We start from the raw sequence: 25979 nt of genomic DNA on the forward strand, positions 1-25979 counted from the left end.
TTATAACATCCGTTTTGGATTGTATCCTTAAAAAGGATGAAGATATCAAGGAGCGGAATGAAGCGAAAGTTTCACGTTCCGTTCTGAAGGAGAGGTAGGGGTAGTGATGCCCCTATCGACTCTACCAGTAAGGTGCGCGCCGCGCACCTTACTTAGGATGAGGTGCGCGGCGCCCTACACAGATTAGTCGGTGGTACCGGTTTGCAGCGACTCTTTAGCAGCCTGCGTCCACTCTGAGTGGAAGAATTCGCCGCGGGGTTTGTCGGTGCGCTCGTAGGTGTGAGCCCCGAAATAATCGCGCTGGGCTTGCGTTAGGTTTTGCGGGAGTCGATCGCGCCGGTAGCTATCGAAGTAGTCCAGCGACGCGCTGAATGCCGGTACTGCGATACCGAGCAGGCTAGCTGTAGACAACACCTCGCGCCAAGCTGTTTGGCGATCGAGAATGCTCTGTTTGAACTCCGGCGCTAACAGCAAATTAGGCAGCGCGGGATCGTCCTTGAAAGCCTTTTTAATCTTGTCCAAAAATCCAGCCCGAATAATACAGCCGCCTTTCCAAATTCGAGAAATTTCACTCAAACTCAAGTCATAACCGTAAGACTTCGAGGCCGCGCTCAACAGCGCCATGCCTTGGGCGTAGGAGCAAATCTTCGAGCAGTAAAGCGCATCCCGAACTTTGTTTACAAACTCTTTAGGATCACCTTCATACTTGGCGGTAGGCCCCGTTAATTGTTCCGAAGCTTTAACGCGCTCTGCTTTGTAAGAAGACATGATTCTCGCATTCACAGCAGCGATAATTGTGGGAATGCTCACGCCCAATTCCAAAGCACTCATTACAGTCCAGCGGCCGGTACCTTTTTGACCGGCGGCGTCCATAATTACCTCAACTAAGGGTTCCTTAGTTTCCGGGTCAATGTATTTGAAAATATTAGCGGTAATTTCAATCAAAAATGAGTTGAGTTCGTCGGTGGTATTCCATTCGGCAAACACTTCCTGCAACTCCTGGCCGCTGAGTCCACCCACGTTTTTTAGCAAATCGTAGGCTTCCGCAATGAGCTGCATATCCCCGTACTCAATGCCGTTGTGCACCATCTTTACATAGTGACCGGCGCCACCTGGGCCGATGAATGTGACGCAGGGGCCATCATCTACTTGAGCTGCAATTTTGGTGAGAATTGGCTCTAGGATGCCGTATGCAGCGTGGGTGCCACCGGGCATCAGGCTAGCACCGTTGAGGGCGCCTTCTTCGCCACCGCTGATGCCCATGCCGACAAATCCTAGTCCGGCTGCTTCTAAGTCTTTGGTGCGGCGTTCGGTGTCGTCGTAGAGGGAGTTACCGCCGTCAATAATCATGTCGCCCGGTGACAGCATGGGTTTGAGCTGGTCGATGACTGCATCTACTGGTTTGCCAGCTTGCACCATGACTAAGATGCGACGCGGGGTTTCGAGGGCATCGACGAATTCTGTGAGAGTCTTGGCGGCGACAATGTTTTTGCCGGGGGCGCGTTTCGCCATGAAGTCGTCGGTTTTGGCTGCTGTGCGGTTGTACACGGCTACGGAGAAGCCTCTGCTTTCGACGTTGAGGGCTAGGTTTTCGCCCATCACTGCTAGACCGATTAAACCAAAATTTTGCTTTGTCATGCTCATAACCCGCTAGTTCCGCTTGAGGATTGATTTGGGAGAGAGGAAAGCGAGGCGGGGTGTAGCGCTTTCCGGTGGACTAAAAGTATTGGACAATAGACCGAGGTGGTTTAGGTTTATTTTTATATTCTCAGAATTGCTGTTTGGTAAATCAGTAGGGTTTTTTTAAGATTTAAGAATTATTAATGACTCGGGCAGGTGATGATAAGGCAGGTATTATGTCGATCGCAGTAACGATAGATACAGATAAGCAGACATTTTGAGAAAAATTTAGGAGATTGTTGTAATTATGGAAGATTTGCAGTATCTCGCGGCATGGGTGAAGGAGCAACACGCTCGCGAGTATATTTTAACTTGGCTGCTGAGTCAACAGGGGCTGTGGTGGTCGGATGGGGAGATTTATCAGGCGGTGTTGCAAAAGTCGGGAAAGCTTTTGAAGGCTTACGTTCAAAAAAGGCAAGCGGGAGAGTTGTTTGAGGGGATTTCTGAGAAGTTGGTGGGAGATGATAATTGGGATGATTTGGTGGTGAGTTTGGGGCGAATTGTTGGTGTGTATCAGGAGGAATTGCTGAAGTTGCAAGAGCGCGATAAGCGGGGGGACGGGCTAAAAAAAAAATTGATTAGCCAATCTGTCAGTGGAGATTCTTTGTCGGTGTTGGAGGTGCAGCAAGCTTTGCCAGATCCTTATGCGGATACGCTGATTGGGAGATAATTTGCTGATTGTGGGCTGCACGCAATCTCAGAAACCGGGTGTCTTCCTATATTTTTCGTACTTAACCGAGATTTGTCGAAGAAACCCGGTTTCTCGCCACTCAACCGAATCTCAGAAACCGGGTTTCTTGCCTTATCTCTCGTACTCAACCGAAAATTGTCGTAGAAACCCGGTTTCTCGCCACGCAGCGACAGAAATTAGAGCACCAAAATCCCAGAAACCGGGTTTCTTCCTATATCTCTCGTGATCAACCGAAAATTGTCGTAGAAACCCGGTTTCTCGCCACCCAGCGACAGAAATTAGAACACCAAAATCCCAGAAACCGGGTTTCTTCCTATATCTCTCGTGATCAACCGAAAATTGTCGTAGAAACCCGGTTTCTCGCCACCCAGCGACAGAAATTAGAACACCAAAATCCCAGAAACCGGGTTTCTTCCTATATCTCTCGTGATCAACCAAAATCTTGATAGAAACCCGGTTTCTCGCCACCCAGCGACAGAAATTAGAGCGCACTTTCCCACAATTGTGCTATAATTTATTGTAGGGAAACGGCACTGCCGTGTCCTTCTCATCTGTACGAAAACGGCATCGCACTGTCCTGACAGGATCGAGATTCAAGGATTGAGAATACGTGTAATATCAAGCAGAAATCCGGGAAGTACATCTTCACCCGAAAGTGTTGGCGGTTGGTCAAAAGAGAAATTAATAACTTCGGCTACATCTTCAGACAACCGATAGATTTCTACTAAAGGCGTTTGCGGGTCAATTAGCCAACCTAAGCGACAGCCGTTAGTTCGATAATACCGCATTTTTGCCCGCAATGTTTCTAGGGAATCACTGGCGGAACGCAATTCAATTACAAAGTGCGGGCACAGGGGAGGAAATTTGCGCTTATCTTCTGCGGATAATGCTTCCCAACGTTCTAGAAGTACCCAAGCAGCATCAGGAGAACGCTTTGCACCATTGGGTAATTTAAAGACGGTGGAAGAGTCAAAGACTTTTCCTAATTGAGTATGACGATTCCACAAATTTAGTTCTAGGTTGATATCCGAATTTCTGATGCCGCTTTCGCCGCCTGTTGGAGGCATAATGATTAGTTCTCCTTCGGGGGTTTGTTCTAATCGCCACTCTTCATTAGCAATGCACAATTGATAAAATTGTTCGTCTGTTAAAGCGACGGCGGCAGGTAGATTGAGGGTTATAGTTTCCATCGTGATATCATCGCCAACGAGGTTGATTTTATTATAGATCGGACTTTGTGACAAGTTTCTCTAAATATCGCCCAAATCCCAGAAACCGGGTTTCTTCTCTTATCTCTCGTACTCAACCAAAATCTTGATAGAAACCCGGTTTCTCGCCACGCAGCGAGAGAATTAGACTTGCACTAATCCCAGAAACCGGGTTTCTTCCCTTATTTCTCGTACTCAACCAAAATCTTGATAGAAACCCGGTTTCTCGCCACGCAGCGAAGGAAATCAGAGCACCAAAATCCCAGAAACCGGGTTTCTTCCGATATCTCTCGTACTCAACCAAAATCTTGATAGAAACCCGGTTTCTCGCCACGCAGCGACAGAAATTAGAACACAATAATCCCAGAAACCGGGTTTCTTCCGATATCTCTCGTACTCAACCAAAATCTTGATAGAAACCCGGTTTCTCGCCACGCAGCGACAGAATTCGACTTGCACTAATCCCAGAAACCGGGTTTCTTCCTAGATTTTTCGTACTCCACCGAGATTTGTCGCAGAAACCCGGTTTCTCGCCACGCAGCGACAGAAATTAGAGCGCCAAAATCCCAGAAACCGGGTTTCTTCCGAGATTTCTGGTACTTAACAGAATTTGTCGCAGAAACCCGGTTTCTCGCCACGCAGCTAATCCCAGATGACCAACGCCCAAACAGATGAGTTCAATCTATAATAAATCTATCGCAATTTAATTCGGCCTTCACCCTTCAACCTTCCCCTAACTCCCCCATGAACTCTGAACGCCAACAAGCCTATCTCAACCTGATTAATCAACTGCTAACCTGTCCCACCGGGGAAGAAGCGGAGGTATTGAAAAGTCACCCGGATTTGCTGGATGATGGCTTGGTGGCGGCTATGCTAGAAGAGGCAGATAATCTGAGGAGATTTGGCATATTAGATAATGCTAATCGGTTGATGAATTGTGCAGGAATATTGCTGGGTAGGAATAACAACTCTTTAGTGTCACTCGCACCAGTCAGCGAAGCAGACAGACTGTTAGATCGAGGAAATCAGCAGTATAATAGCAATCAATTTCGAGAAGCTTTGCAGTCTTACGAACAGGCATTAACTATCTATCAGGAAATCGGCGATCGCCAAGGAGAAGCTAATTCCCTCAACGGTTTGGGTAATGCTTACTATTCCCTAGGGGATTACAATCGGGCGATCGACTTTTACGAACAGTCTTTAGTGATTAATCGGAAAATCGGCGATCGCCAAGGAGAAGCTAATTCCCTCAACGGTTTGGGTAATGCTTACTATTCCCTAGGGGATTACAATCGGGCGATCGACTTTTACGAACAGTCTTTAGTGATTAATCGGAAAATCGGCAATCCCGGGGGAGAAGCTAATTCCCTCAACGGTTTGGGTAATGCTTACTATTCCCTAGGGGATTTCAATCGGGCGATCGACTTTTACGAACAGTCTTTAGTGATTAATCGGAAAATCGGCAATCCCGGGGGAGAAGCTAATTCCCTCAACGGTTTGGGTAATGCTTACTATTCCCTAGGGGATTTCAATCGGGCGATCGACTTTTACGAACAGTCTTTAGTGATTCAACGGAAAATCGGCAATCCCGTGGGAGAAGCTGCTTCCCTCGGCAATTTGGGTAATGCTTACTATTCCCTAGGGGATTACAATCGGGCGATCGACTTTCACGAACAGTCTTTGGTGATTAAACGGAAAATCGGCAATCCCGTGGGAGAAGCTGCTTCCCTCGGCAATTTGGGCACTGCTTACCAATCTCTAGGGGATTACAATCGGGCGATCGACTTTTACTCACAGTCTTTGGTGATTCAACGGAAAGTCACCAATCCCGTGGGAGAAGCTAATTCCCTCAACAATTTGGGTAATGCTTACTATTCCCTAGGGGATTACAATCGGGCGATCGACTTTTACTCACAGTCTTTGGTGATTCAACGGAAAGTCACCAATCCCGTGGGAGAAGCTAATTCCCTCAACAATTTGGGTAATGCTTACTATTCCCTAGGGGATTACAATCGGGCGATCGACTTTTACTCACAGTCTTTGGTGATTCAACGGAAAGTCACCAATCCCGTGGGAGAAGCTAATTCCCTCAACAATTTGGGTAATGCTTACTATTCCCTAGGGGATTACAATCGGGCGATCGACTTTTACTCACAGTCTTTGGTGATTCAACGGAAAATCGGCAATCCCGGGGGAGAAGCTGCTTCCCTCTGCGGTTTGGGCGCTGCTTACAAATCCCTAGGGGATTACAATCGGGCGATCGACTTTCACCAACAGTCTTTGGTGATTCAACGGAAAATCGGCAATCCCGTGGGAGAAGCTACTTCCCTCTGCGGTTTGGGTCTTGCTTACGATTCCCTAGGGGATTACAATCGGGCGATCGACTTTTACTCACAGTCTTTAGTGATTTATCGGGAAATCGGCAATCCCGTGGGAGAGTCGAGTTCACTAAACAATTTAGGCGAAACCCTATTCAAAATAAACCAATTCCCAGAAGCAGAAGAAAAACTCCGCGCCTCAATCAAAATTCACGAAACTCTGCGGTCTAAATTAGTCAACAATGACCACAAAGCATCAATTTTTGAAACCCAAGTAGAGACCTATCGCCTCCTACAACAAGTCCTAGTCGCCCAAGCTAAATTTGACGAAGCCCTAGAAATATCTGAAATGGGTCGCACCCGCGCCTTCGTAGAGTTATTGCAGCAAAACCTATTAACAAAAGATTCAACCGCGAACGAACTCACCAATACATTATCAATTCCCAGAATCCAACAAATCGCCCAACAGAAAAACTCCACAATCGTTGAATATTCGATTATTTTTAAAGACATTTACATCTGGGTAATCCAACCAAACGGCAACATCACCCATCGCGCCGCCAACCTCGAACCCCTCAACCAACAAAACCAATCCCTAGAACAAATTATCCTCAAAACCCGCGTCTCCATCGGAGTCGATGAAATCGATGACAAAAAGAACAAAATTCAGCTACAACCACAGTACAACCGAGACGAAACAGGCGGCTATCCCCTACTAAAAATTCTTTATCAAATCCTCATCGAACCGATCGCAGATTTGCTCCCAACAGACCCCGATTCCCTTGTCATCTTCATCCCCCACTACGAAATATTTCTAGTCCCCTTCACCGCCCTGCAATCCGCCAATAACCGCTACTTAATCGAAGACCATACCATCCTGAGCGCCCCATCCATCCAAGTATTAGAACAAACCAGCGAACACCACCAAAACATCAAAGGATTGAGACAAGCCGCCCTCATAGTCGGCGATCCAACTATTGCGGCCAAATTCCAAGAAAACCCCTACAAACTCCGACAACTATCGAGGGCGAAGGAAGCCGCCGAAGCCATCGCCACAATTTTAGGAACCGCAGCAATTAGCGGAGAAAATGCCACCAAAGCCGCCATATTAGACCAGATGCTAAACACCCGCATCATCCATTTATCCGCCCACGGACTCCTCGACGATTTCCCAGGTTCGGGAATTCCCGGCACGATAATTTTAGCTGCTTCAGGAGATACCGACGACGGCGCACTCAATGCCGCCGAAATCCTGCAATTAAAACTCAATTCCGAACTCGTAGTATTAAGCGCTTGCAGCACAGGCCGCGGTAAAATCACCGGAGATGGAGTCAACGGACTATCGCGCTGCTTCATCCTCGCCGGAGTACCGAGTATCATCATATCTCTGTGGAATATGGGAGCAGTTTCAGCCAAATTACTAATGACTGAATTCTACCAAAATTTAGCACGAGGCGATAACAGAGCAGCGGCATTGCGGCGTGCTATGCTAACAACAAAGGAACGATTTCCCAGTCCGATCGCCTGGGCTGCATTTACGTTAATCGGCGAAACGGAAATTTTATCGTTAGAGACTCAACAAATAGATTTAAGGAAGCTAAAAATGTCACTCCCAGATAATTACACACCGGAAGAGATTGTCAAGGGTTTAACTAAGTTATTGAGAATATCCGAACCGAAGCTATTTGTTAATGATTTGCCTGCGCTTGATGTAAGTTCTACGGATCGTGTCAATACTATAGCAGAAAAAATCAAGGCTTGGTGCGAAACCAGACCGTCTATCGAAGAGAATTTAGAGAACGAAATCGAGCAATGTGGGCCTGGTGGAAACTGTGATGATCCACCGGAAGAAATTGAGAGGGAGTTTATGGAAACTCTGATAGATAATCAGATTAGGCTGGGTTTGTCTCGGCCATCGGTTCCGGTGGTTGAAACAGATGATTCTGCGACGGAATCGGTTGAAGATTGAGGATAAATCAACTAAATCTCAGAAACCGGGTTTCTTCGGATATCTCTCGTGCTCAGCCGAAATTGTGGTAGAAACCCGGTTTCTCGCCACTCAACCGAATCTCAGAAACCGGGTTTCTTCGGATATCTCTCGTGCTCAGCCGAAATTGTGGTAGAAACCCGGTTTCTCGCCACTCAACCGAATCTCAGAAACCGGGTTTCTTCGGATATCTCTCGTGCTCAGCCGAAATTGTGGTAGAAACCCGGTTTCTCGCCACTCAACCGAATCTCAGAAACCGGGTTTCTTCGGATATCTCTCGTGCTCAGCCGAAATTGTGGTAGAAACCCGGTTTCTCGCCACCCAGCGATAGAATTTGATTATGAACGAACCACCGCAAATTAAAAATCCCAGCATCACTCTGTATCCTTTCCACCTGCGAAATGATGGAGACGAAGGCTACCAAGAACAAGCCCAAAATGCCGATCGCATTTGGCAACACCTAGCCGATAATGTCGGCGGAAAATTCGAGTTTCCCGAACTAAAATCCCTGAGAGACAAGCTAATCTGCTACAAAGATGGCAAGTATTACCCAGCGGGCGAAGATGCGAATTTGAGCATTCAAAAGTTACTAAAAAATGGCAAAGGCTTAAATTTTACGCCCCTGATTCAGCCTAATTATCCCAATCTCCGTGGCTCGATTAATACACGAAGGATTAATGATACCTACGCCGCAGATTTGACTTTTTATTATCAAGATGCTACGATTTTAGTTGCTGATTTAAAGCAATTAAATCCCGAAGGTTGCTTGCTCTCGAATCAAATTCAAGCATCCCTGGGACAGACGTTATTCCTGTATGCAGAGCCTGTTGTGTATGATGATTATCGCAGTCTGGCGGATAAATGCGTCCGGGCTTTGGTGGGAGATGGCATCGAAACAGAATTACAAATTACTGGGACTGGAAAGTTATTTGGTAGTCCGATTTTTGAATATGATAATCTTAGCAAAAAGTGTCATGTCTTAATCTGGTTGCAACAGAATCCTGATACTTTGAAGTTTATAACAGGAAATTTTAACTCTTATTTGACGAATCTGCTGTGTGCTCGCAGTAAAACTTTGTTTGTGTACAATCAAGCTAAGGAAAGTTATCGCCTCGGACAACAAATAGCGACTAAGCTAGATAAATTACTGCCAGAATTCACTCAAATAGAGTCGGAACCAAATCGAGAGGTTAAACTCACGAAGTTAAAGAGTTTGTTGGCCCAAATCCGCAGTTTAGTATTTGATTATACTAAGGAGTTGCGGCATTTGCGAGAATTTAGCAATACGATTGACATTAATACTGAAAATTATGAGGAAGCTTATGCTAAAATTAAAGAGTTGTCCGTGGATGGTGACAATCTCCAGTTTTTAGAGAAGTTTCGGAGTTTGTGCGATCGCAAATATCAACGTCAAATCCAAAAAGACTTAAACTACCTGATGGCGAATCAGGATTTGTTCCAGCAGACAATCTCCACAATCCGCGGGATGGTGGCAATCGAACAGGTGGAGTTGAGCCGGGAACAGGCAGAAAGGGAACATCAGCGCGATCGCGAACAGATACAATTGTACCAGCAAAAGGAACAAGAGCAGAAAGACCGCGATCTAGCTCAAATCACACAGGACAAGGAAAGCGAAGATAAAGAGAAAAAGCGCGATCGCCAACTTGAGAATATCATATTTTTTGTCGGAACTGCGATCGGTGGCGGCCAAATCTTTTCAGCAGCCTATCCCCTAATCAAGGATACACCGATTAAATGGCAACCCGATTTTTCCCTCCCGCTTCATCCCTTCACCTCGACGATTATCGGGAGTTTGGTTTTCGGTATACTATTCGGCTTGCTGATATTGCCTATCCTACCGCTGGCGAGAAAAATATTGCCAAAAATTGGGCCGCTGGTAAGGAAAATATTGTCTAGGTAGCAGTGGCTTCAACAATCATAAACCTCTTGCATAAAAAGGGCTCGTAGTGCGGACTTTAGTCCTCCGCATTTTGCGGACTAAAGTCCGCACTACGAACTAAATGTAACTGCTAGCTTGACGGGTGAACATTGAGCAGTAAATTCCGTTGGATGCGATCAATTCGTCGTGAGTTCCGATTTCGGCTATTTTACCATTTTCCATCACCGCGATGCGATCGGCAATTTTGGCCAATCCCAATCTGTGACTGATCACAATCGTGGTTTTCCCGGCGGCGATTTGCCGGAAGATGCTGTAAATTTCGTGTTCTGTCTTGGGATCGAGGGCGGCGGTTGGTTCGTCAAAAATTAGGACTTCGGCTGTAGAAAGGCGCATGAGGGCGCGGGCGATCGCAATTCTTTGCCACTGTCCCCCCGATAAGTCGATGCCGTCTTCTAATTGTTTCCCCAAGGGCGTTTCTAAACCTTGTTCTAAACTGTTGACTTTGGCTGCAATTCCTGCTTCGGAAATCGCTTCGTTAATTGCGGTGTCATCCGAGAGGGAAAGCAAATCGCCGAAACCGACGTTTTCTCGCACGGTGGAGGGGAAGCGGGCGTAATCTTGCATGACTACTGCTATGCGCGATCGCACGTATGCTAGAGAGTACGATCGCAAATCTTGATTGTTCCAGGCGATCGTACCACTTGTGGGGTCATACAGGCGGCCGAGGAGTTTACCGAGAGTCGTTTTACCCGCGCCATTTTCACCGACAAGCACTAGCATTTCACCCGGATGAATGGTTAAGTCGATATTTGCGATCGTGTTTTTTGTGCTACCGGGATAGCAAAAAGATAAATCCTTAATCTCGATACCAATTTTATCTTTTGTGGGGCGGGAATCTTGCCCGCCATCTGGTAAACTAGGCAAGCGAGATGCCACATTCAGCAGCGGAGACTGCAACTCAGGTTTCAGATCCAAAAGTTGAAAAATCGGACTGACGCCGAGGGAAATATCGTACAAATTAGTGTAATTCCCAATCAGTAATTGCAAACTTGTCTCTACTTGGACAATCAAACCAGAATACAGCGCCAAATCTCCTAAAGTGTAGCGCCCTCCCAAAGCTCCCATGACCACATAAACAAATGGCAAGGCTACACCTATTCTACTAAATATCGACCACAAAAGTACAACAATCGCTCCTTTTTTTCGCACTTGCTGCATCTCGCTAAAAAACTGCAAATATTGACCCTGCCAACGTTTTAGCCAAAGTTCCTGCAACCCAAACAAACGCAATTCTTTAGCATATTCTTCCCCTGTCAATACTGTAGCGGATAAGTTCATCTCGCGAGTGATTTTAGCTTGCTTTTTTTGAACTCTCCAGATAAGTTTGAGATATTTTCTTTCAATGTGAATTGAGGGAAGTGATGAAACCACCATCACCACAGGAACCCACCAAGCTATTGATGCAGCCAGGCCGATCGAGGGAATGAATATACAAATTCCCGTGATTGTCATGCTGATGGTGAAGGCTAGTTGCTGTACTTGTTTAACTCCGGTTTTGGCAAGTTCTAATATATTTAATAGTTCGGGGTTTTCAAACAGGGCGATATCGTCGAAATTGGCGACTTTTTCGAGGACTTTTCCTTCAACTCCGCCTTGCACTCGATCGCGCAAAGATGTTGCTGCAAATGAACTCATGGTTTCGATAGAATCGCTGACTAATTTGAGAGTTAAGACTCCGACAATACTCCACAGCAAGATTGGGTGGGAAATCATCAAAGCTAAGGGCTGTGCTGTTCGGGTTTGCGACAGCAGCTTAGATACTTCATCAATGATTAATTTATCTAAAAATAGGACGCCAGATGGTGCAGCACCACGAACGATGTTGAGTATGATTAAATTGCGGAGTTCGATCGGTGCGGCTTTGATTATGACGCCGAGACTGCGGCGCAAAGCTTGGAATGTGGTGATTTGGATGGGTTGCATTATTCAATCGCAATAATTTTATTTGTTCATCTCCTCCTGCTGTATTATAACAGTAGTTGTCGAGTAATATGGTTCACTGACAATTAGACCGCCAGGGATTTAAATCCCTGCCTCATAGCTAAAGTCCTCTAAAGAGGACTGTTGATTAATATTTACAATTTGAGTCTGTTAGCTTCGTTTAAACAGGAGTGCCGCTCAATATGTACAAGATTTATATCAAGTCTGCTAGCCTGTTTATTCAGTCCACTTCAGTGGACTTGAGCTGTGAGACGGGGGTTAAAACCCCCGGCGGGTGAGTGGGAAAGTGGCAAATATCAAACTATCCAAATATCAAACGCCGCACCGTACCATCATCTGTAAATCGCTGTTCACCAATCCCAACAACTTCTACAGTAATTTCGCGCGATGGAATCGCAAATTCCCCCTCCCGTCCCGCAATTTCCACTATTACTTTTCCCCCTTCCAAATACACCTTGTAATTAGTCGTTGCCCAGACACCTTTTTCGTGTTCAAAACTGTGTCCGTCGTCCTCATAAAGCGTCCATTCACCAGTTCCGGGCCAAATTCGCATTTTCAAAGAATCAAGCGGTTGTTCGCTCACAAATTGCCTCACGGGCGCGATCGCAATTATCCCACCGCCCCGCACGTACAACGGCATTTTCTCCAGAGGTGCATCAGCTAAAATGTGCATCGGGCCGTGATAGCATTCACCAGTCCACCAATCAAACCAAGTCCCCTCCGGCAAATACACGGCGCGGTGTTCGACTCCAGGGCGGTAAACGGGTGCAGCCATCAGCGACGGGCCGAGCAATACTTGATCGTAAAGGTGATAAGTTGTACGATCGCGCGGAAAGTGATAAAGTAACGGTCTTAAAATCGGCGTTCCCGCAGTCGCAGCTTCCCAAAACAAGGTGTAAATGTACGGCAAAAGTTGATAGCGCAAATTGATATATTCGCGGCAAATTTTCTCAGTGCGATCGCCAAAAACCCACGGTTCGTGTTGCGCCGTACTCATCGCCGAATGACCGCGCATCAACGGATACAGCATCCCCACCTGCATCCACCGCGCGAACAATTCGGCGGTTGCATTCCCCGCAAAACCGCCGATGTCGCAACCGACAAACGCGACGCCGGAAAGTCCCATGTTACACAGCATCGGTAAGGACATTTCTAAGTGATCCCACAACGATTGATTGTCGCCCATCCACACGGAAGAGTAACGCTGTACGCCCGCAAATCCCGATCGCGTCAGCACAAAAGATCGTAGCGTAGCGGGGCGTAAGCCATCGCCCCCTCGCAGTTTTCGCAACCCCTCAGCACAAGCTTTCGCCATCATCAAGCCGTACAAATTGTGCGTTTCAGCGTGAGTCGTGCGATCGGCTTCCGGGCCCTGTGGTGCATCCAGAGGAAAGCTGATATGTTCGCCACCGTCGCCAAAAGGTCGTTCGGCGATCGCAGGTTCGTTCATGTCGTTCCAAATCCCCGCAATCCCAATCTCTGTCAGGCTTTTGTGCAACTCGCCCCACCACTGGCGCACCTCCGGGCGCAAAAAGTCGGGAAACACCGCTTTGTCCGGCCAAACGTAACCGTGGAAAAGCTTTCCCTCGGCGGTACGGACGAAATAGTCGTTTTCCACACCGCGATCGAATATCTCATAATTTGCTTCCGGTTCGTACTTGACACCGGGATCGACAATCGTGACAACCTTAAAACCGACTGCTTTCAAGTCTGCGATCAGTTTTGCGGGATCGGGGAAACGCTGCGGGCTCCAAGTGAAAACGCGGTAGCCCCGCATATAGTCGATGTCGAGGTGGATGACATCGCAGGGAATTTGACGATCGCGAAATTCCCGCGCCAACTCCCGCACAATGTCCTCTGATTCGTAGCTCCAGCGGCATTGGTGGTATCCCAGCGCCCATTTTGGCGCGAGTGGCATCCGGCCGGTTAGCTGCGTGTAGGTAGCGAGAATTCGGGCGGGTTCGGGGCCGTAGATGATGTAGTAGTCGAGTTCCGGGCCTCTGGTTTCCATCCGCAAAACTCCCGGTTTTTCGGCGCCGATGTCGAATTGACTCCAGAAAGTGGTGTTGAAAAACAGGCCGTAGGCGCGATCGGGATTTAGGGCGATGTAAAATGCGATCGCCTGGTACATTTCATCTGTCTGCGAATTGTAGTCGAGGGCGTCGGTTGTCCAGTTTGTCTTGACTTCGGAGAGTTTGTCCAGCAAGCCCGTGCGTTCGCCGAAACCGTAGAAGTGCTCGTCTGTTTCAATCCGCTTCCAGCCTGCGGTTGCACCCGCGCGCCATCCTAGGGCGCGATCGCAGTCGCTAGCAAAGGGTTTTCCCGATTTGTCAAAGCATTCGATGGAAGTGCGATCGCGCTTTACGGAAACTAATATTTCTGCTGTTTCTATTTCGATTTTTTCCTCGGTTTCTCGCACTTCAAACGGGACAATTTCCCACTCTTCGTCAGGGAGAGTTACTGAGTGCGATGGCTTACGCCCCGCTACGCTACGGTTTGTGAATTCACCCGTTGGGGACATTCGGACTCGAATTAAATTCGGGGCGAGGATGCTGATGTTGAGGGAAGTTTCGCCGCAGTTGAAGTGAATTGTGCGATCGGTATTATTGATAGATTGTACAGGCCCGATAATTGACCAAGGCTGTTCTGTGGTTTGGAGTTTTCCGAAGTATTGTGGCATACACTCTGACTCTAAATATTATCTATTTTGCTGCGAGCAGTTAAGGGTTGTCATCTGGCAAAAGGAAGAACTACAACGATCGATATCTTACTGAGAAGTGCTATAGTTTGCAATTAAAGTTCCTGTAAACGACCAAATTTCTTATGTTTTATTCTACGCAATACTACTGAGAGGATTTTTGAAATATGCTTCGGTTCACGATGATCTCTCCATCTCCGTAGTGTTGAAAAAATTCCCGGAAAACTAAAATTTGGCCGATCGCCCGCCAACACCTGTTCCTATCCCCCATTCCCAAAGTTCAAATAAAAGTGCTATGTGTTCGGGTTTTCAGTTGCTCAGTATGGTAGATTAATTTCACAGGTTTAATACTAACAGGAGTTACGACGCACGGGGAGCCAAAAACCCGTTTTCTCGGTCAATATTTCTCGAAAAAAGCGACTAATTTTGGAAGAAACCGGGTTTTTTGCGTCCAGGACTAGCTAAGCAATAGAATTACTGGAGTAAACTGATGTTAAAAACTGTCGTTGGTCATAGCAACGATCCTGACTCTCTCTCGGCCATAACAGAAGTCCTAGAACAATGTCAGCAATCCCTGTCAGGAGCATCTCCTCAAGCGGGTATATTGTTCTCTGCCATTGACTTTGAACATACTCTCATCTTAAATCAAATTAATCAGACTTATCCAGGAATTGAGCTAATTGGTGGCACAACTGGTGGAGAGATATCGTCTGTTTTAGGGTTTGAACAAGATTCACTCACTCTGATGTTATTTTGTTCGGACAACATCACGATTCGTGCTGGAATTGGACGAGATATTTCCCAGGACTTGAACGCTGCCATTAAAACCGCTATTGTTCAAGCAACAACAGACCATACAGAACCTATAAAACTCTGTATTGCTTTGCCAGAAAGTCTCAGCACCAGTGCCATTTTGATTTTAGATAGCTTGAATCAAGCTTTAGGCGAAAAAGTACCTATTTTTGGCGGACTCACGGCGGACAGGTGGCAGTTCAAACAAACCTATCAGTTCTACAAAACAGAAGTTTATAGCGATGCAATTCCCATTCTCTTATTCTCTGGGTCTATTCTATTTTCTCATAGTGTTGCTAGTGGGTGGAATCCGGTTGGTAAGCGAGGTATAGTTACTAAAGCCTCTCAAAACGTAGTCTACGAAATCGATGGTCAACCAGCTCTAGAGTTTTATCAGCACTATTTGGGAAAAAGGCCACCAGCCCCAGAATATCCCCTAGCGGTGTTTGATATCAATGAAACTCATTACTATTTGCGAGCGACTAACGGAGTTTACGATCCAGCAGTTGGTAGCGTGACCTTTTTTGGGGATGTTCCAGAACAGGCGATCGTTCAAATTGCCGAAGCCACCCATGATAGTATTCTATCTGCATCTCGAACATCAATGATGCAAGCCTTACAAAATTATCCAGGTAAAGAACCTACTGCTGCTATGTATTTTTCCTGTTGCGGTAGGCGACAGATTTTAGGTACTCGCACTAAAGAAGAATATGCACTAACTCAAACCTGTTTGACCAAATCATTGCCGAGTTGTGGCTTTTACACCTATGGCGAAATTTCTCCCTTAGAACAGCAGGGCATCTCCTGTTTTCACAATCAAACATTTATTACTTTGCTACTAGGAGAAGCCTAAGATGGAGTCAGAACAAATAGATGCTCTGGCAATGATTAAGCATCTTGAAAGAGAAAATCGCATTTTGCGAAAAAAGTTAGAGCGCTCGGAGGCAACTTGCCTAGAACTTGAGCAAACAAATCAAAAAAGAGAGTATTTGCTCCGACAAATCATCAATGAGCTAGAAAATTCACAAAAAGAAGTCAAAGAAAAGCGTCAGTTAGAACAGACTTTGATCGAACTTAAACGAACCCAATCCCAACTCATTCATGCTGAAAAGATGTCCAGCTTAGGGCAACTTGTAGCGGGTGTGGCCCATGAAATTAATAATCCCATTAACTTCATCCACGGCAACTTAAGATACCTTGAGGAATATTCTGAAAATCTGCTGAATGTGGTGCAACTCTATCAACAACACTATCCAAATCCGGTGGATGAAATTCAAATCGAAGCCGAAGAGATAGATTTAGAATTCATTCAAGAGGATTTGCCCAAAATGGTATCATCTATGCAAATGGGAACCGATCGCATTCGTAACATTGTGGTATCCCTCCGCAATTTTTCCCGCACCGATGAAACTGATCTAAAACGAGTCAACATCCATGAAGGGCTCGACAGCACTTTGATGATTTTGCAACACCGCCTCAAAGCTTGCTCAGAAAGACCGGAAATTCACGCAATCAAAAACTACGCTGATTTACCGCCAGTCGAGTGCTATCCAGGCCCGCTGAATCAAGTATTTATGAATATTCTGTCCAATGCCATTGATGCCTTGGAAGAGAATAATGCTCACCGGAATTACCAGGAAATTAAAGACAATCCCGGTCAAATTACGATTGCTACGTCTGTAATCGATGCCGAGTGGGTGGAAATTGCGATCGCCGATAACGGTGCGGGCATACCGAAAGAGATCCGACAACGCATTTTCGATCCTTTCTTCACAACTAAACCTGTTGGCAAAGGAACGGGAATGGGAATGTCAATTAGCTATCAAATTGTTACTGAAAAACATGGCGGAAAACTGGATTGTTCCTCTACTATTGGGAAGGGAACAGAGTTTGAAATCAAAATTCCGATCAGACATAAAAAATGACTGTCGTAGCTAAGCTGAAGGAAGAAGTTATTATACTTATTGCATAATTTTTAGCTCGATCGCAAAACGCCACAGTCTCCAGTCTTGTATTTCATCTAACCACAAACCTCAGATACTCGTAGGGAAACGGCACTGCCGCGTCCTGTATTTGGGGCGATCGCAAACTACGATATCATATAGCAGTTGACAGTTGACAGAAGAGCGCGCTCGCGACTTGCCCGCCCGCGAAGTCGAGGGGAGTCGAAGAGTTGACAGAAGAGCGCGCTCGCGACTTGCCCGCCCGCGAAGTCGAGGGGAGTCGAAGAGTTGACAGTTGCAGAGTAAGGAATGAAAATTTAATAACTTGCACAAGTGTGTGGCGTGTCCCGCCCGCCCCTATCACAAGGGCGGGCTCTTCCGCCCACCCCACAATAACAATTAAAATTGTAAGTTATTTAATTTGCGATCCTAAGGAAATCAAACGGTTTCTGCTATGGGCTATAGGCTCTGTTCATGAGGTTATTTATGTCCTCACCGCTGTGGCGATTGCTATACTAGGATTGCGAGCAACGCAGCAATCCCATTTAACCTTGATGATTTTTAAGCGCCTTGAAATACTACAGCCAACATCCTAACGCTTTCTCGATCGACTATCTCAACGACTTACGAGGAGCAATACTCGCCTCACCTTATTTTGCCATCAACAACCTCAACCGCGATTTCATCGGCACAAAAGGCTTTTCCGTAGTATTCCAGCGCGCCCAAATCGCCGAAGTAGAGGGCCGCTTCCCGTTGTTCAAACCCTACTTAGACCGAGCATTACAGCCTGAATGCAACGCTTTTTACCTGAATCCCCTACTGCTGGCTGAAGGTTCCCGCGTCGATCCGCATATCGATCGATCCTTGCGATCGTACTGCAAAACCGTCGAACCTCCCGCAGCCGTCAGCGTATTATACGTACAAGTCCCCCCAAACTTGCAAGGAGGGGAATTGATACTGCGGCGCCACAAACAGCAAGTCGGACAAATTAAACCACAAGCCAATTCACTGATCTATTTTCAAGGAGATTTGACACACTCAGTCAACGCCGTAAAAAGTAGCGGTACTCGCTTAAGTTTGGTTTGCGAACAGTACAGTTTGAGCGCCACAGAATTGCAAGATATTCCGGGATTCACAGTGGAATCTAGGGCGGCAAAAGCAAAAAGCAAGTGAGGTTTATTTGATAATTGATATCAGATATAGCGGTTCTCAAAAAAGTGAGGATAGCCCAATACCCAATGCCCTGTTTGGCCAATGCCCTGTTTGGCCAATGCCCTGTTTGGCCAATGCCCTAGTCAACCGTATTGTGCTACAATTACCAACACGGTTCTTGATGCTATAAAAGCAAGTCTATGACTATTGCGATTTCCCTCAGTCCAGAAATAGAGGCATTGCTTCGCGAAAAAGCCGATCGACAGGGACAAGATATGAGCACAGTAGCCGCGCAAATGCTAACTCGGATCTTGGAATCGGAAACACGAGACGCCCAAGAAGCTATCCAAAGTATCCCATTAGCAGAGCACGTCAGCTTAGAGCCGTCAATTATGGATCGAATAACACGCTGCTGACGCATCCTACCACTCAAATCCTGCGGTTACGTGCGATCGCCCCTTCAGAAAAAACTCAAATTCTGTAGCCTACGATACATTTATTTTCTTAATGATTGTTTACACTTTCCAAGTGTAGATTGTGTAATCTCGATAATTCTCCAAAACCCTAAACAAGTGCGTTGTTTGCTGGACTGCGATTTATCGATCGTCGAACCGTTAAAAACCATAAGTAGTTTTGACCAGAATTAATCGGAATTGACTCGCACAAAATTTTTGAGCTTACCAGGGCGAAAATTAGCTACTAAATCTGTGCAGCGCCGATATCTATCATGTTGACTCAAGTTAGTACAGGCTCCTGTCATCTATTTTATTGCTAATAACTGAAATTCCAACGCATCTATCGAACACTCAATTCTCACCAACACGGACGGCGAAGAGATTCCGCCTCGTTCCTCCAATTTTTGAAAGCCTGCCGAACAAGGCATTCTTCAAAAAGTTAGGTCAGAATAAAAATGTTGGTAAATCCAACATATTCGTCAACGGTTAGACTGGCGCTAACCTATATTTTTTCACAGCTACTCGTCCCCTAATTCACATAAAAATAACCATGAGTGGAAACGAATCGCGCGTTCAAGCAATTTCTCAAATCGTCAACCGCCCAATAACTCCTGCCAAGCCTCCCAAGCGGTTAGAAGAAATGTGGGCAACAGACGTTTTTAGTCTGAGCAAAATGCAAGAAAGCCTGCCCAAAAGCATTTTCAAATCAGTCAAAAACACCGTTCAAACCGGACAAACACTCGACCCTTCCGTAGCCGACGTAGTTGCAGTAGCAATGAAAGATTGGGCAATTTCCAAAGGAGCCCTCTACTACGCCCACGTATTTTACCCGCTAACCAACAGCACCGCCGAAAAACACGACGGTTTCATCTCCGTCCAAAGCGACGGCTCCGTCATCTCAGAATTTGCAGGTAAACTGCTAGTACAAGGCGAACCCGACGGTTCCTCCTTCCCCAACGGCGGAATTCGCTCCACCGCAGCAGCTCGCGGATACACAGCATGGGATGTCACCAGCCCCGCCTATGTCATGGAAACAGACAACGGCATGACATTGTGCATTCCCACTGTTTTCATCTCCTGGACAGGTGAAGCCCTAGACAAGAAAACCCCGCTTTTGCGCTCCATTGCTGCCATGAACAAAGCAGCAACCAGAGTCTTAAAACTGTTAGGAAATACCGAAGTTGCTCCGGTAAACTCTAGTTGCGGTGCCGAGCAAGAATACTTCCTCATAGATTCCAACTTCGCCAACAGCCGCCCCGACTTACTATTAGCAGGTCGCACCCTGTTCGGCAAACCTCCCGCCAAAGGTCAGCAATTTGACGACCACTATTTTGGAGCAATTCCAGAGCGCGTTCAAGTCTTCATGCAAGAAGTAGAAGAAAGAATGTACCGCCTGGGAATTCCTGCGAAAACCCGCCACAACGAAGTAGCTCCCGGCCAGTTTGAAATTGCACCATTTTTTGAAGCAGCAAACGTCGCCAGCGATCACCAACAATTAACCATGACAATTCTTCGTAACACTGCGAAGAAACATGGTTTTATGTGCTTGCTGCACGAGAAGCCTTTCGCAGGCATCAACGGTTCCGGCAAACACGTCAACTGGTCAGTCGGTAACGCCACCCAAGGCAACTTGTTAGACCCCGGCGATACACCGCACTCCAACATACAGTTCCTAGTGTTTTGTGGCGCTGTGATTCGCGGCGTACACAAATACGGCCCATTGTTGCGCGCGGTAGTTGCAACTGCTAGCAACGACCATCGTTTGGGTGCCAACGAAGCTCCACCAGCCATTATCTCCGTCTATTTGGGCTCGCAATTAGAAGATATCTTCGAGCAAATTAGCAAGGGAGGAATTCAAGGTTCTCAAGGTCGGGGAATCATGAATTTAGGCGTAGAAACACTGCCTATTTTCGTAAAAGATGCTGGTGACAGAAACCGGACTTCGCCCTTTGCCTTTACAGGAAACCGCTTTGAATTCCGTGCAGTAGGTTCTGGTCAATCTGTTTCCGGCCCGCTGGTGGCAATGAATACAATTCTCGCCGATTCTTTGGACTGGGTTGCTAACAAACTAGAAAGCGATTTGGCGAAGGGAACTGACTTGAATGCTGCCATCCAAATAGTCCTGAAAGAAGTCATGGACGAGCATGGCGCTGTGGTATTTGGCGGCAACGGCTATTCTGAAGAATGGCACAAAATGGCCGTTGAAGAACGCGGTTTAGCCAACTTGCGGACTACCGCCGATGCTTTGCCCGTGTTGAAGGCAGAATACATTGAGGACTTGTTTGAAAAGACAGGCGTTCTGACTCCGGTTGAATTGGAAAGCCGTTATGACGTGTATGCAGAGCAGTATTTGCTGGCTATTGAAGTCGAAGCAAAACTGGTCGGAAGCATGGCCAAAACCATGATTTATCCGGCCGCAGTGAGCTATTTGTCGGATCTTTCCAGCACGATTGCTGGCTTGAAAGAGATTGGCATTGAACTGGAAAAAGCAACTGCTCAAACAGTCGCGACGCTGGTTAAGTCGATGATGGATACTGCGAGCAAGTTGAGTGATGCTTTGAGCAAGCACGATTTTGCTACGACTGAAGAGCATATGCAGTATGCTTCGCAAACCATTCGTCCTTTGATGGATGAGGTTCGCCAATATGCTGATGCTTTGGAAGCTGAAGTGGCTGATGATTTGTGGCCTCTGCCTACTTATCAAGAAATGCTGTTTATTAAGTAATAGCAAGTTCGGTTAATTTCTGTAGGGACGCGGCACTGCCGTGTCCTTATTTTTTTGATAAATTGCAAGTTGGGTCATTTATAGCAGTTCGAGATATCATAGGAGGTATTGACCGGCTCGATGTTTCATGTAATTTTAACCGCCTGGTCTTCAAGCTGCGAGCAGGGGGTGAAAGTTTGGCTATTATACGGTTTGGGCAGCTCGGTTTTGTGATCTCAAACTTATTGCTTGAGATTGGGCTGCCCAAACAAAAAAGGCGAGCAATGCCCGCCTTATTTGTGTTTCAAAACCAGTCCTGTACTTTACATTTTGCGCTGAAATTCTTCAAGCACATCCATCAAATGAACTCTCGACTGCATGGGAATCAAATCTGCCAGCGGCACTTCTCGCTTGCCACCGCCCAACTTGACTGAAATGCCTTGCAAAACTTGTCCAACTCTGTCATCATCTGCGTCGCCATCTTCCAGCATTGGGTAAAGTTGTTCGGCAACAACGGTATGCAGGTGGGCATCACGGAGATACAAATGCCACTTGGCAACGTCAATGTAGACATTTTCGCCAATTTCTGCGGCTAAGGATTCGATCGCCAGCGTAGTATTAGGCATATAAAAAAGCAGAAGGTTATTTGTTATCAATCACAAGAGCTAACAAATCGCCGATAACTGCCTTCAGCCAGAATCTTTGGTGAGGGGCGAATAATCGGCGATCGCAAAAATGAAAATCGCGTGGGCCAAAACTACTAGAGCCCATGCACCCGTTACTGTAACTGCCCAAGGCCAATCAGCCTTTTGCAAATTTTGAACAAACCACAAACCAGAATTTGTAGCAGAAAAAAGACCGACGTGGATCGCAAAATTCATGCGATCGTCTAAGCGGCGGTACTCTGGATCGTTGCGATCGGGTTTGCGGGGCCAACGAGGAGGCATAGTTTTTCACTCTTTTGTTAGTAGTTCTCTGCCTATTTTAATCATAAGTGCAGCTTTTTGAATTCTGCCTCTCTCTCAAGACAGGAAATCTAGGCATCTAAATTTTGATAATCCCCCGACTTGCCGCCGCTTTTGCTTACCAGATAAATCGATTCAATGACGATCGACTTTTCTAAAGCCTTCGCCATATCGTACAAAGTCAGCGCCGCCACCGAAACCGCCGTCAGCGCCTCCATTTCCACCCCAGTTTCCCCCTTAATTTTCACCGTCGCCCGAATTTGATACCCCGGTAACTCAGCATCCGGTATCACCTGCACTTCCACGCTGCTAATCGGCAGAGGATGACACAGAGGAATCAGATTCGCCGTCTGCTTGGCCGCCATAATTCCAGCCAACCGGGCAGTGCCTAACACATCCCCCTTCGGCGCATTCCCCGCTTCGATCGCAGCCAACGTCTCCGGTAGCATCCGCACCCGCGCCTGGGCCACAGCTTGCCGTACAGTTGCCACTTTCGCCGAAACATCCACCATTTGGGCTTCCCCGCTGCGATCGAGGTGAGTTAGCTGCGCGCGATCGGACTCTTGAGAAAAACTTTGCGAAAGGTCTTGCATTATTTTGAGAATGGTGTTAATGTTAGATTCTGTGCGGGACAGAGATTGTTCAATCTTAGATTAAATCTAAAATTTCAACTCTTAAAGTAACAGGAAAAATAGGGGCTTGTAGCTTAGTTGGATAGAGTGCATGGCTACGAACCATGAGGTCGGGGGTTCGAATCCCTCCAAGCCCATTATCAAAAGCGACGCATCCTACAGTAATTTGTAGGGTGCGTTGTTGTTTAAAATTGCCAATCTTCTGGTGGAATGGGCATCTTTCCCGTCCCCAAAATCGATTTTTCTGGTGGGATGGGCATCTTGCCCATCCCAAACTCTTACTCATCAAAAAAATGGGTCTGAAACCCCGTCCTTCTAGGACGGCTTTATATTGGAATTTACATTTTCACAAAATAGATGCTATAATGTGAAGTATGACACAGAAAGCATTCAAGTACCGATTCTATCCAACTCAGTCGCAAGAAAACTTGCTGAGAAGAACGATGGGCTGTGCTCGTTTGGTTTACAACAAAGCCCTTGCTCTTAGAACAGAGGCTTGGTATGAAAGACAAGAACGAGTCGGATACACTGAAACTTCTGCGATGTTGACTGAGTGGAAAAAACAAGAAGACTTGCAATTTCTCAATGAAGTTAGCTGTGTGCCAGTACAACAAGGTTTGAGGCATCTACAAACTGCCTTTACCAACTTCTTTGCGGGTCGGGCGAAATACCCCAACTTCAAGAAAAAGCATAATGGTGGCAATGCAGAATTCACTAAATCTGCTTTTAAGTGGAAAAACGGCCAAGTCTACTTGGCCAAATGTACTGAGCCGTTGCCTATTCGATGGAGTCGGGAGATTCCAAAAAATACTGAGCCATCTACTATTACAGTAAAACTTGCACCCTCTGGAAGATGGACTGTTTCCCTTTTGGTTGACATTGAAATTGAAGCATTGCCTGAATCTCCTAATCAGATTGGCTTAGATTTGGGCATTACTAGCTTGATTGCCATGAGTAATGGTGAAAAGGTTGCCAATCCTAAAGGCTTTAAGGCTAAACGCCACAAGCTGCGTCAAGCTCAAAAAGCGTTGAGTCGCAAGAAAAAAGGCTCTAATAATCGGCACAAAGCTAGACTTAAAGTTGCTAGAGTTCATGCAGAAATTAGCGATGCTAGAAAAGATTTTCTTCACAAACTGACAACTCAACTGGTGCGTGAAAACCAAACCATCGCCGTTGAGGATTTGGCTGTGAAGAATATGGTCAAAAACCACAAACTTGCCCTTGCTATCAGTGATGCTAGTTGGGGGGAATTGGTCAGGCAACTTGAATACAAGTGCGGCTGGTATGGTCGTACTTTTGTCAAGATTGACCGATGGTTTCCTAGCTCTAAGAGGTGTGGGCTTTGTGGTCACGTTGTAGAAAAGTTGCCTTTGAATGTCCGAGAGTGGAAATGTCCTAAGTGTGGAACTAACCATGATCGAGATATCAACGCAGCAAGGAATATTTTGGCGGCAGGACTTGCCGTGTCAGTCTGTGGAGCGACTGTAAGACCTGAACAGAGTAAATCTGTGAAGGCTAGTGCTAGGAAGCAGAAACCTAAGTTGTGAGTCTTAGGAATCACCGTGCCTTCAGGTCGGTGAGGATGTCAATCAAAGCATAAACATCTTTGCCGCGCCCGATCGCAAATTTCAGCGAATGAGACAAATTCTTGCTAGACAAAGTAACAAAAATCAGCAAAGCCAAGCCAGCCAATCCCGCCGCCAAGCCAAACATATTTCTGTAGCCCACAAGTTCCGCAACAAAACCCAAACTCGGGCCAGCCAACGCAATCCCCAAATCAAACCCGCCAATACAAATCGAAAACAATCGACCCCTTTCATGAGGTTCGCACCTGTCCGACATCAGCGTCACCATCATCGGCATAACAGTACCGCCTGCCACACCTTCAATCAAAGCTGCGATCAAAAAAGCACCACTGCTGTTAGCAAAATATAACAATAACATAGACAACGCGTAACAAATTAAACCGCCAGAAATAAACAAACCGCGGCCGTATTTATCCGAAGCCCGCCCCGTAACCAACCGCAAACTGAAACTGGCGACAGCCGCCGTAGAATAAAACAATCCCGGATTCAGATTAACCTTAGTTTCTTGGATAAACAAAGGCATAAAAGTGCTCAAAGTTCCGAATACCAAACCAACCAGCAATAACACCAAAGCCGGAATCCGCACCCGGGGATTCCACAGCATTTGCCAGTATTTTTGGCTATTTTTGTCCTCAGATAGCGAGTCAGACTTTGTTAACTCAGCAAAATTAGGTTCCGCAACTTTGCTGGTAAAAAATAAAGCTGTTGTGGCGAAAGCCGCCGACATCGCAAACAAAGCAGGATAACCAATCCCAGCTTGCACAAATCCGCCAAGCGCTGGGCCAAAGGCCAAACCAATCGGCGCTGCTAAACTCATGTAACCGATTAATTCGCCCCGCTTTCTTGGTGGCGACAAATCTGTGACCAAAGCGCTGTAAGCTGTGGTAAAAGCAGCGATGCTAATGCCGTGAAAAGCTCGGAAAAATAACAGTAAGGGGACAGACTTTGCGAATAGGTAGGCGATCGGCGCAAGTGCAGCCACTGAGACGCCTAGCAGCAAAACTTGTTTTCGCCCCCGACTGTCGGCTATTTTACCCAACTGCGGCCTCGACAGCAAAAGCCCGATCGCAAACGCCCCCATCACAAAGCCAATCTGCTGTTTGCTACCGCCCACCGATTGAACGTACAGAGGCAAAGTTGGCAGCAGCGAAGCCAAACTACACCAGAATAGCAACCCTGCGGTAAATAAAGTCAGCAAGCTGCGTTTGAGTTGAGGTTCGATGTCCCTAAAAATATTCAAGATGCAAATTCCCTTTGTATAGCAGTG

The 25979-nt window shown here is 46.5% G+C and carries 17 protein-coding genes, 1 tRNA gene and 1 pseudogene; 10 read left to right on the forward strand and 9 right to left on the reverse strand.

Annotated features, from left to right (window positions below; all coding sequences use genetic code 11):
- Window positions 1–183 precede the first annotated feature (183 nt).
- On the reverse strand, window positions 184–1638 hold the full coding sequence (gene gnd / locus QZW47_RS26345) for a decarboxylating NADP(+)-dependent phosphogluconate dehydrogenase (protein WP_293133994.1): 1455 nt from the start codon (window positions 1636–1638) through the stop codon (window positions 184–186).
- 289 nt (window positions 1639–1927) lie between these two features.
- Here gnd and QZW47_RS26350 point away from each other — a divergent pair, with 289 nt between their 5' ends.
- Window positions 1928–2350 carry a hypothetical protein gene (locus QZW47_RS26350; protein WP_293133996.1) on the forward strand — a complete coding sequence of 141 codons (423 nt, stop codon included), beginning with the start codon at window positions 1928–1930 and terminating at the stop codon, window positions 2348–2350.
- 614 nt (window positions 2351–2964) lie between these two features.
- Here the strand turns inward: QZW47_RS26350 and QZW47_RS26355 are convergent.
- Complete coding sequence (locus tag QZW47_RS26355; protein WP_293133999.1) at window positions 2965–3561, reverse strand: Uma2 family endonuclease; 597 nt, start codon at window positions 3559–3561, stop codon at window positions 2965–2967.
- A gap of 476 nt (window positions 3562–4037) precedes the next feature.
- The gene (locus QZW47_RS26360) at window positions 4038–4217 is read right to left on the reverse strand and encodes a hypothetical protein (RefSeq protein ID WP_293134002.1); all 180 of its coding nucleotides are present in this window, start codon (window positions 4215–4217) and stop codon (window positions 4038–4040) included.
- Between the two features lie 106 nt (window positions 4218–4323).
- On the opposite strand from QZW47_RS26360, the gene QZW47_RS26365 reads away from it, so the two are divergent.
- Together QZW47_RS26365 and QZW47_RS26370 are read left to right on the forward strand one after the other, a co-directional pair.
- The gene (locus tag QZW47_RS26365) at window positions 4324–7866 is read left to right on the forward strand and encodes a CHAT domain-containing tetratricopeptide repeat protein (RefSeq protein WP_293134005.1); all 3543 of its coding nucleotides are present in this window, start codon (window positions 4324–4326) and stop codon (window positions 7864–7866) included.
- 358 nt (window positions 7867–8224) lie between these two features.
- Window positions 8225–9805 (forward strand): hypothetical protein, encoded by a 1581-nt coding sequence (locus QZW47_RS26370; protein ID WP_293134008.1) that lies wholly within the window; start codon window positions 8225–8227, stop codon window positions 9803–9805.
- A gap of 96 nt (window positions 9806–9901) precedes the next feature.
- Here QZW47_RS26370 and QZW47_RS26375 read toward each other — a convergent pair whose 3' ends face one another.
- Both QZW47_RS26375 and QZW47_RS26380 read right to left on the reverse strand, forming a co-directional pair.
- Entirely contained in the window at window positions 9902–11767 is a 1866-nt protein-coding gene (locus tag QZW47_RS26375) for an ABC transporter ATP-binding protein (protein ID WP_293134011.1), read from the reverse strand.
- Between the two features lie 319 nt (window positions 11768–12086).
- Window positions 12087–14465: a glycoside hydrolase family 31 protein gene (locus tag QZW47_RS26380; RefSeq protein WP_293134014.1), complete on the reverse strand. Its 2379-nt coding sequence runs from the start codon at window positions 14463–14465 to the stop codon at window positions 12087–12089.
- Window positions 14466–14973: 508 nt separating this feature from the next.
- Between QZW47_RS26380 and QZW47_RS26385 the strand changes: the two genes are divergently transcribed.
- The 5 genes and pseudogenes from QZW47_RS26385 to QZW47_RS26405 all read left to right on the forward strand — a co-directional run bounded on the left by QZW47_RS26385 (window position 14974) and on the right by QZW47_RS26405 (window position 21550).
- Window positions 14974–16128, forward strand: coding sequence for an FIST N-terminal domain-containing protein (locus QZW47_RS26385; RefSeq protein WP_293134017.1), 1155 nt, complete (start codon window positions 14974–14976; stop codon window positions 16126–16128).
- A gap of 196 nt (window positions 16129–16324) precedes the next feature.
- A pseudogene (locus QZW47_RS26390) lies at window positions 16325–17200 on the forward strand (ATP-binding protein); the annotation flags it as partial.
- A 588-nt stretch (window positions 17201–17788) separates the two neighbouring features.
- Complete coding sequence (locus tag QZW47_RS26395) at window positions 17789–18391, forward strand: 2OG-Fe(II) oxygenase (protein ID WP_293134020.1); 603 nt, start codon at window positions 17789–17791, stop codon at window positions 18389–18391.
- Between the two features lie 179 nt (window positions 18392–18570).
- Window positions 18571–18786 (forward strand): hypothetical protein, encoded by a 216-nt coding sequence (locus QZW47_RS26400; protein WP_293134023.1) that lies wholly within the window; start codon window positions 18571–18573, stop codon window positions 18784–18786.
- Between the two features lie 589 nt (window positions 18787–19375).
- Entirely contained in the window at window positions 19376–21550 is a 2175-nt protein-coding gene (locus tag QZW47_RS26405; RefSeq protein WP_293134026.1) for a glutamine synthetase III, read from the forward strand.
- Window positions 21551–21852: 302 nt separating this feature from the next.
- On the opposite strand, the gene QZW47_RS26410 is transcribed toward QZW47_RS26405, so the two are convergent.
- The 3 genes from QZW47_RS26410 to moaC form a co-directional block, all read right to left on the reverse strand.
- The gene (locus QZW47_RS26410) at window positions 21853–22155 is read right to left on the reverse strand and encodes a DUF3181 family protein (protein ID WP_293134029.1); all 303 of its coding nucleotides are present in this window, start codon (window positions 22153–22155) and stop codon (window positions 21853–21855) included.
- A gap of 63 nt (window positions 22156–22218) precedes the next feature.
- Window positions 22219–22476 (reverse strand): 2TM domain-containing protein, encoded by a 258-nt coding sequence (locus QZW47_RS26415; protein WP_293134032.1) that lies wholly within the window; start codon window positions 22474–22476, stop codon window positions 22219–22221.
- 89 nt (window positions 22477–22565) lie between these two features.
- Window positions 22566–23087 (reverse strand): cyclic pyranopterin monophosphate synthase MoaC, encoded by a 522-nt coding sequence (gene moaC, locus QZW47_RS26420; RefSeq protein WP_293134035.1) that lies wholly within the window; start codon window positions 23085–23087, stop codon window positions 22566–22568.
- Between the two features lie 102 nt (window positions 23088–23189).
- Between moaC and QZW47_RS26425 the strand changes: the two genes are divergently transcribed.
- Window positions 23190–23263, forward strand: a tRNA-Arg gene (locus tag QZW47_RS26425).
- 237 nt (window positions 23264–23500) lie between these two features.
- Window positions 23501–24673 (forward strand): RNA-guided endonuclease TnpB family protein, encoded by a 1173-nt coding sequence (locus QZW47_RS26430; RefSeq protein WP_293134038.1) that lies wholly within the window; start codon window positions 23501–23503, stop codon window positions 24671–24673.
- Between the two features lie 10 nt (window positions 24674–24683).
- Here the strand turns inward: QZW47_RS26430 and QZW47_RS26435 are convergent, their stop codons facing one another.
- The gene (locus tag QZW47_RS26435) at window positions 24684–25952 is read right to left on the reverse strand and encodes an MFS transporter (RefSeq protein WP_293134041.1); all 1269 of its coding nucleotides are present in this window, start codon (window positions 25950–25952) and stop codon (window positions 24684–24686) included.
- Window positions 25953–25979: the final 27 nt, after the last annotated feature.

The sequence above is a fragment of the Microcoleus sp. bin38.metabat.b11b12b14.051 genome (assembly GCF_013299165.1).
In the GTDB taxonomy this organism is placed as follows: domain Bacteria; phylum Cyanobacteriota; class Cyanobacteriia; order Cyanobacteriales; family Microcoleaceae; genus Microcoleus.

Excerpts from the sequence above, each read along its gene's own strand:
- QZW47_RS26385 (WP_293134017.1), top strand. The coding sequence starts at position 14,974 with ATGTTAAAAACTGTCGTTGGTCATAGCAACGATCCTGACTCTCTCTCG.
- gnd (WP_293133994.1), bottom strand. The coding sequence starts at position 1,638 with ATGACAAAGCAAAATTTTGGTTTAATCGGTCTAGCAGTGATGGGCGAA.
- moaC (WP_293134035.1), bottom strand. The coding sequence starts at position 23,087 with ATGCAAGACCTTTCGCAAAGTTTTTCTCAAGAGTCCGATCGCGCGCAG.
- QZW47_RS26410 (WP_293134029.1), bottom strand. The coding sequence starts at position 22,155 with ATGCCTAATACTACGCTGGCGATCGAATCCTTAGCCGCAGAAATTGGC.
- QZW47_RS26350 (WP_293133996.1), top strand. The coding sequence starts at position 1,928 with ATGGAAGATTTGCAGTATCTCGCGGCATGGGTGAAGGAGCAACACGCT.
- QZW47_RS26430 (WP_293134038.1), top strand. The coding sequence starts at position 23,501 with ATGACACAGAAAGCATTCAAGTACCGATTCTATCCAACTCAGTCGCAA.
- QZW47_RS26370 (WP_293134008.1), top strand. The coding sequence starts at position 8,225 with ATGAACGAACCACCGCAAATTAAAAATCCCAGCATCACTCTGTATCCT.
- QZW47_RS26415 (WP_293134032.1), bottom strand. The coding sequence starts at position 22,476 with ATGCCTCCTCGTTGGCCCCGCAAACCCGATCGCAACGATCCAGAGTAC.
- QZW47_RS26365 (WP_293134005.1), top strand. The coding sequence starts at position 4,324 with ATGAACTCTGAACGCCAACAAGCCTATCTCAACCTGATTAATCAACTG.
- QZW47_RS26405 (WP_293134026.1), top strand. The coding sequence starts at position 19,376 with ATGAGTGGAAACGAATCGCGCGTTCAAGCAATTTCTCAAATCGTCAAC.
- QZW47_RS26400 (WP_293134023.1), top strand. The coding sequence starts at position 18,571 with ATGACTATTGCGATTTCCCTCAGTCCAGAAATAGAGGCATTGCTTCGC.
- QZW47_RS26375 (WP_293134011.1), bottom strand. The coding sequence starts at position 11,767 with ATGCAACCCATCCAAATCACCACATTCCAAGCTTTGCGCCGCAGTCTC.
- QZW47_RS26355 (WP_293133999.1), bottom strand. The coding sequence starts at position 3,561 with ATGGAAACTATAACCCTCAATCTACCTGCCGCCGTCGCTTTAACAGAC.
- QZW47_RS26380 (WP_293134014.1), bottom strand. The coding sequence starts at position 14,465 with ATGCCACAATACTTCGGAAAACTCCAAACCACAGAACAGCCTTGGTCA.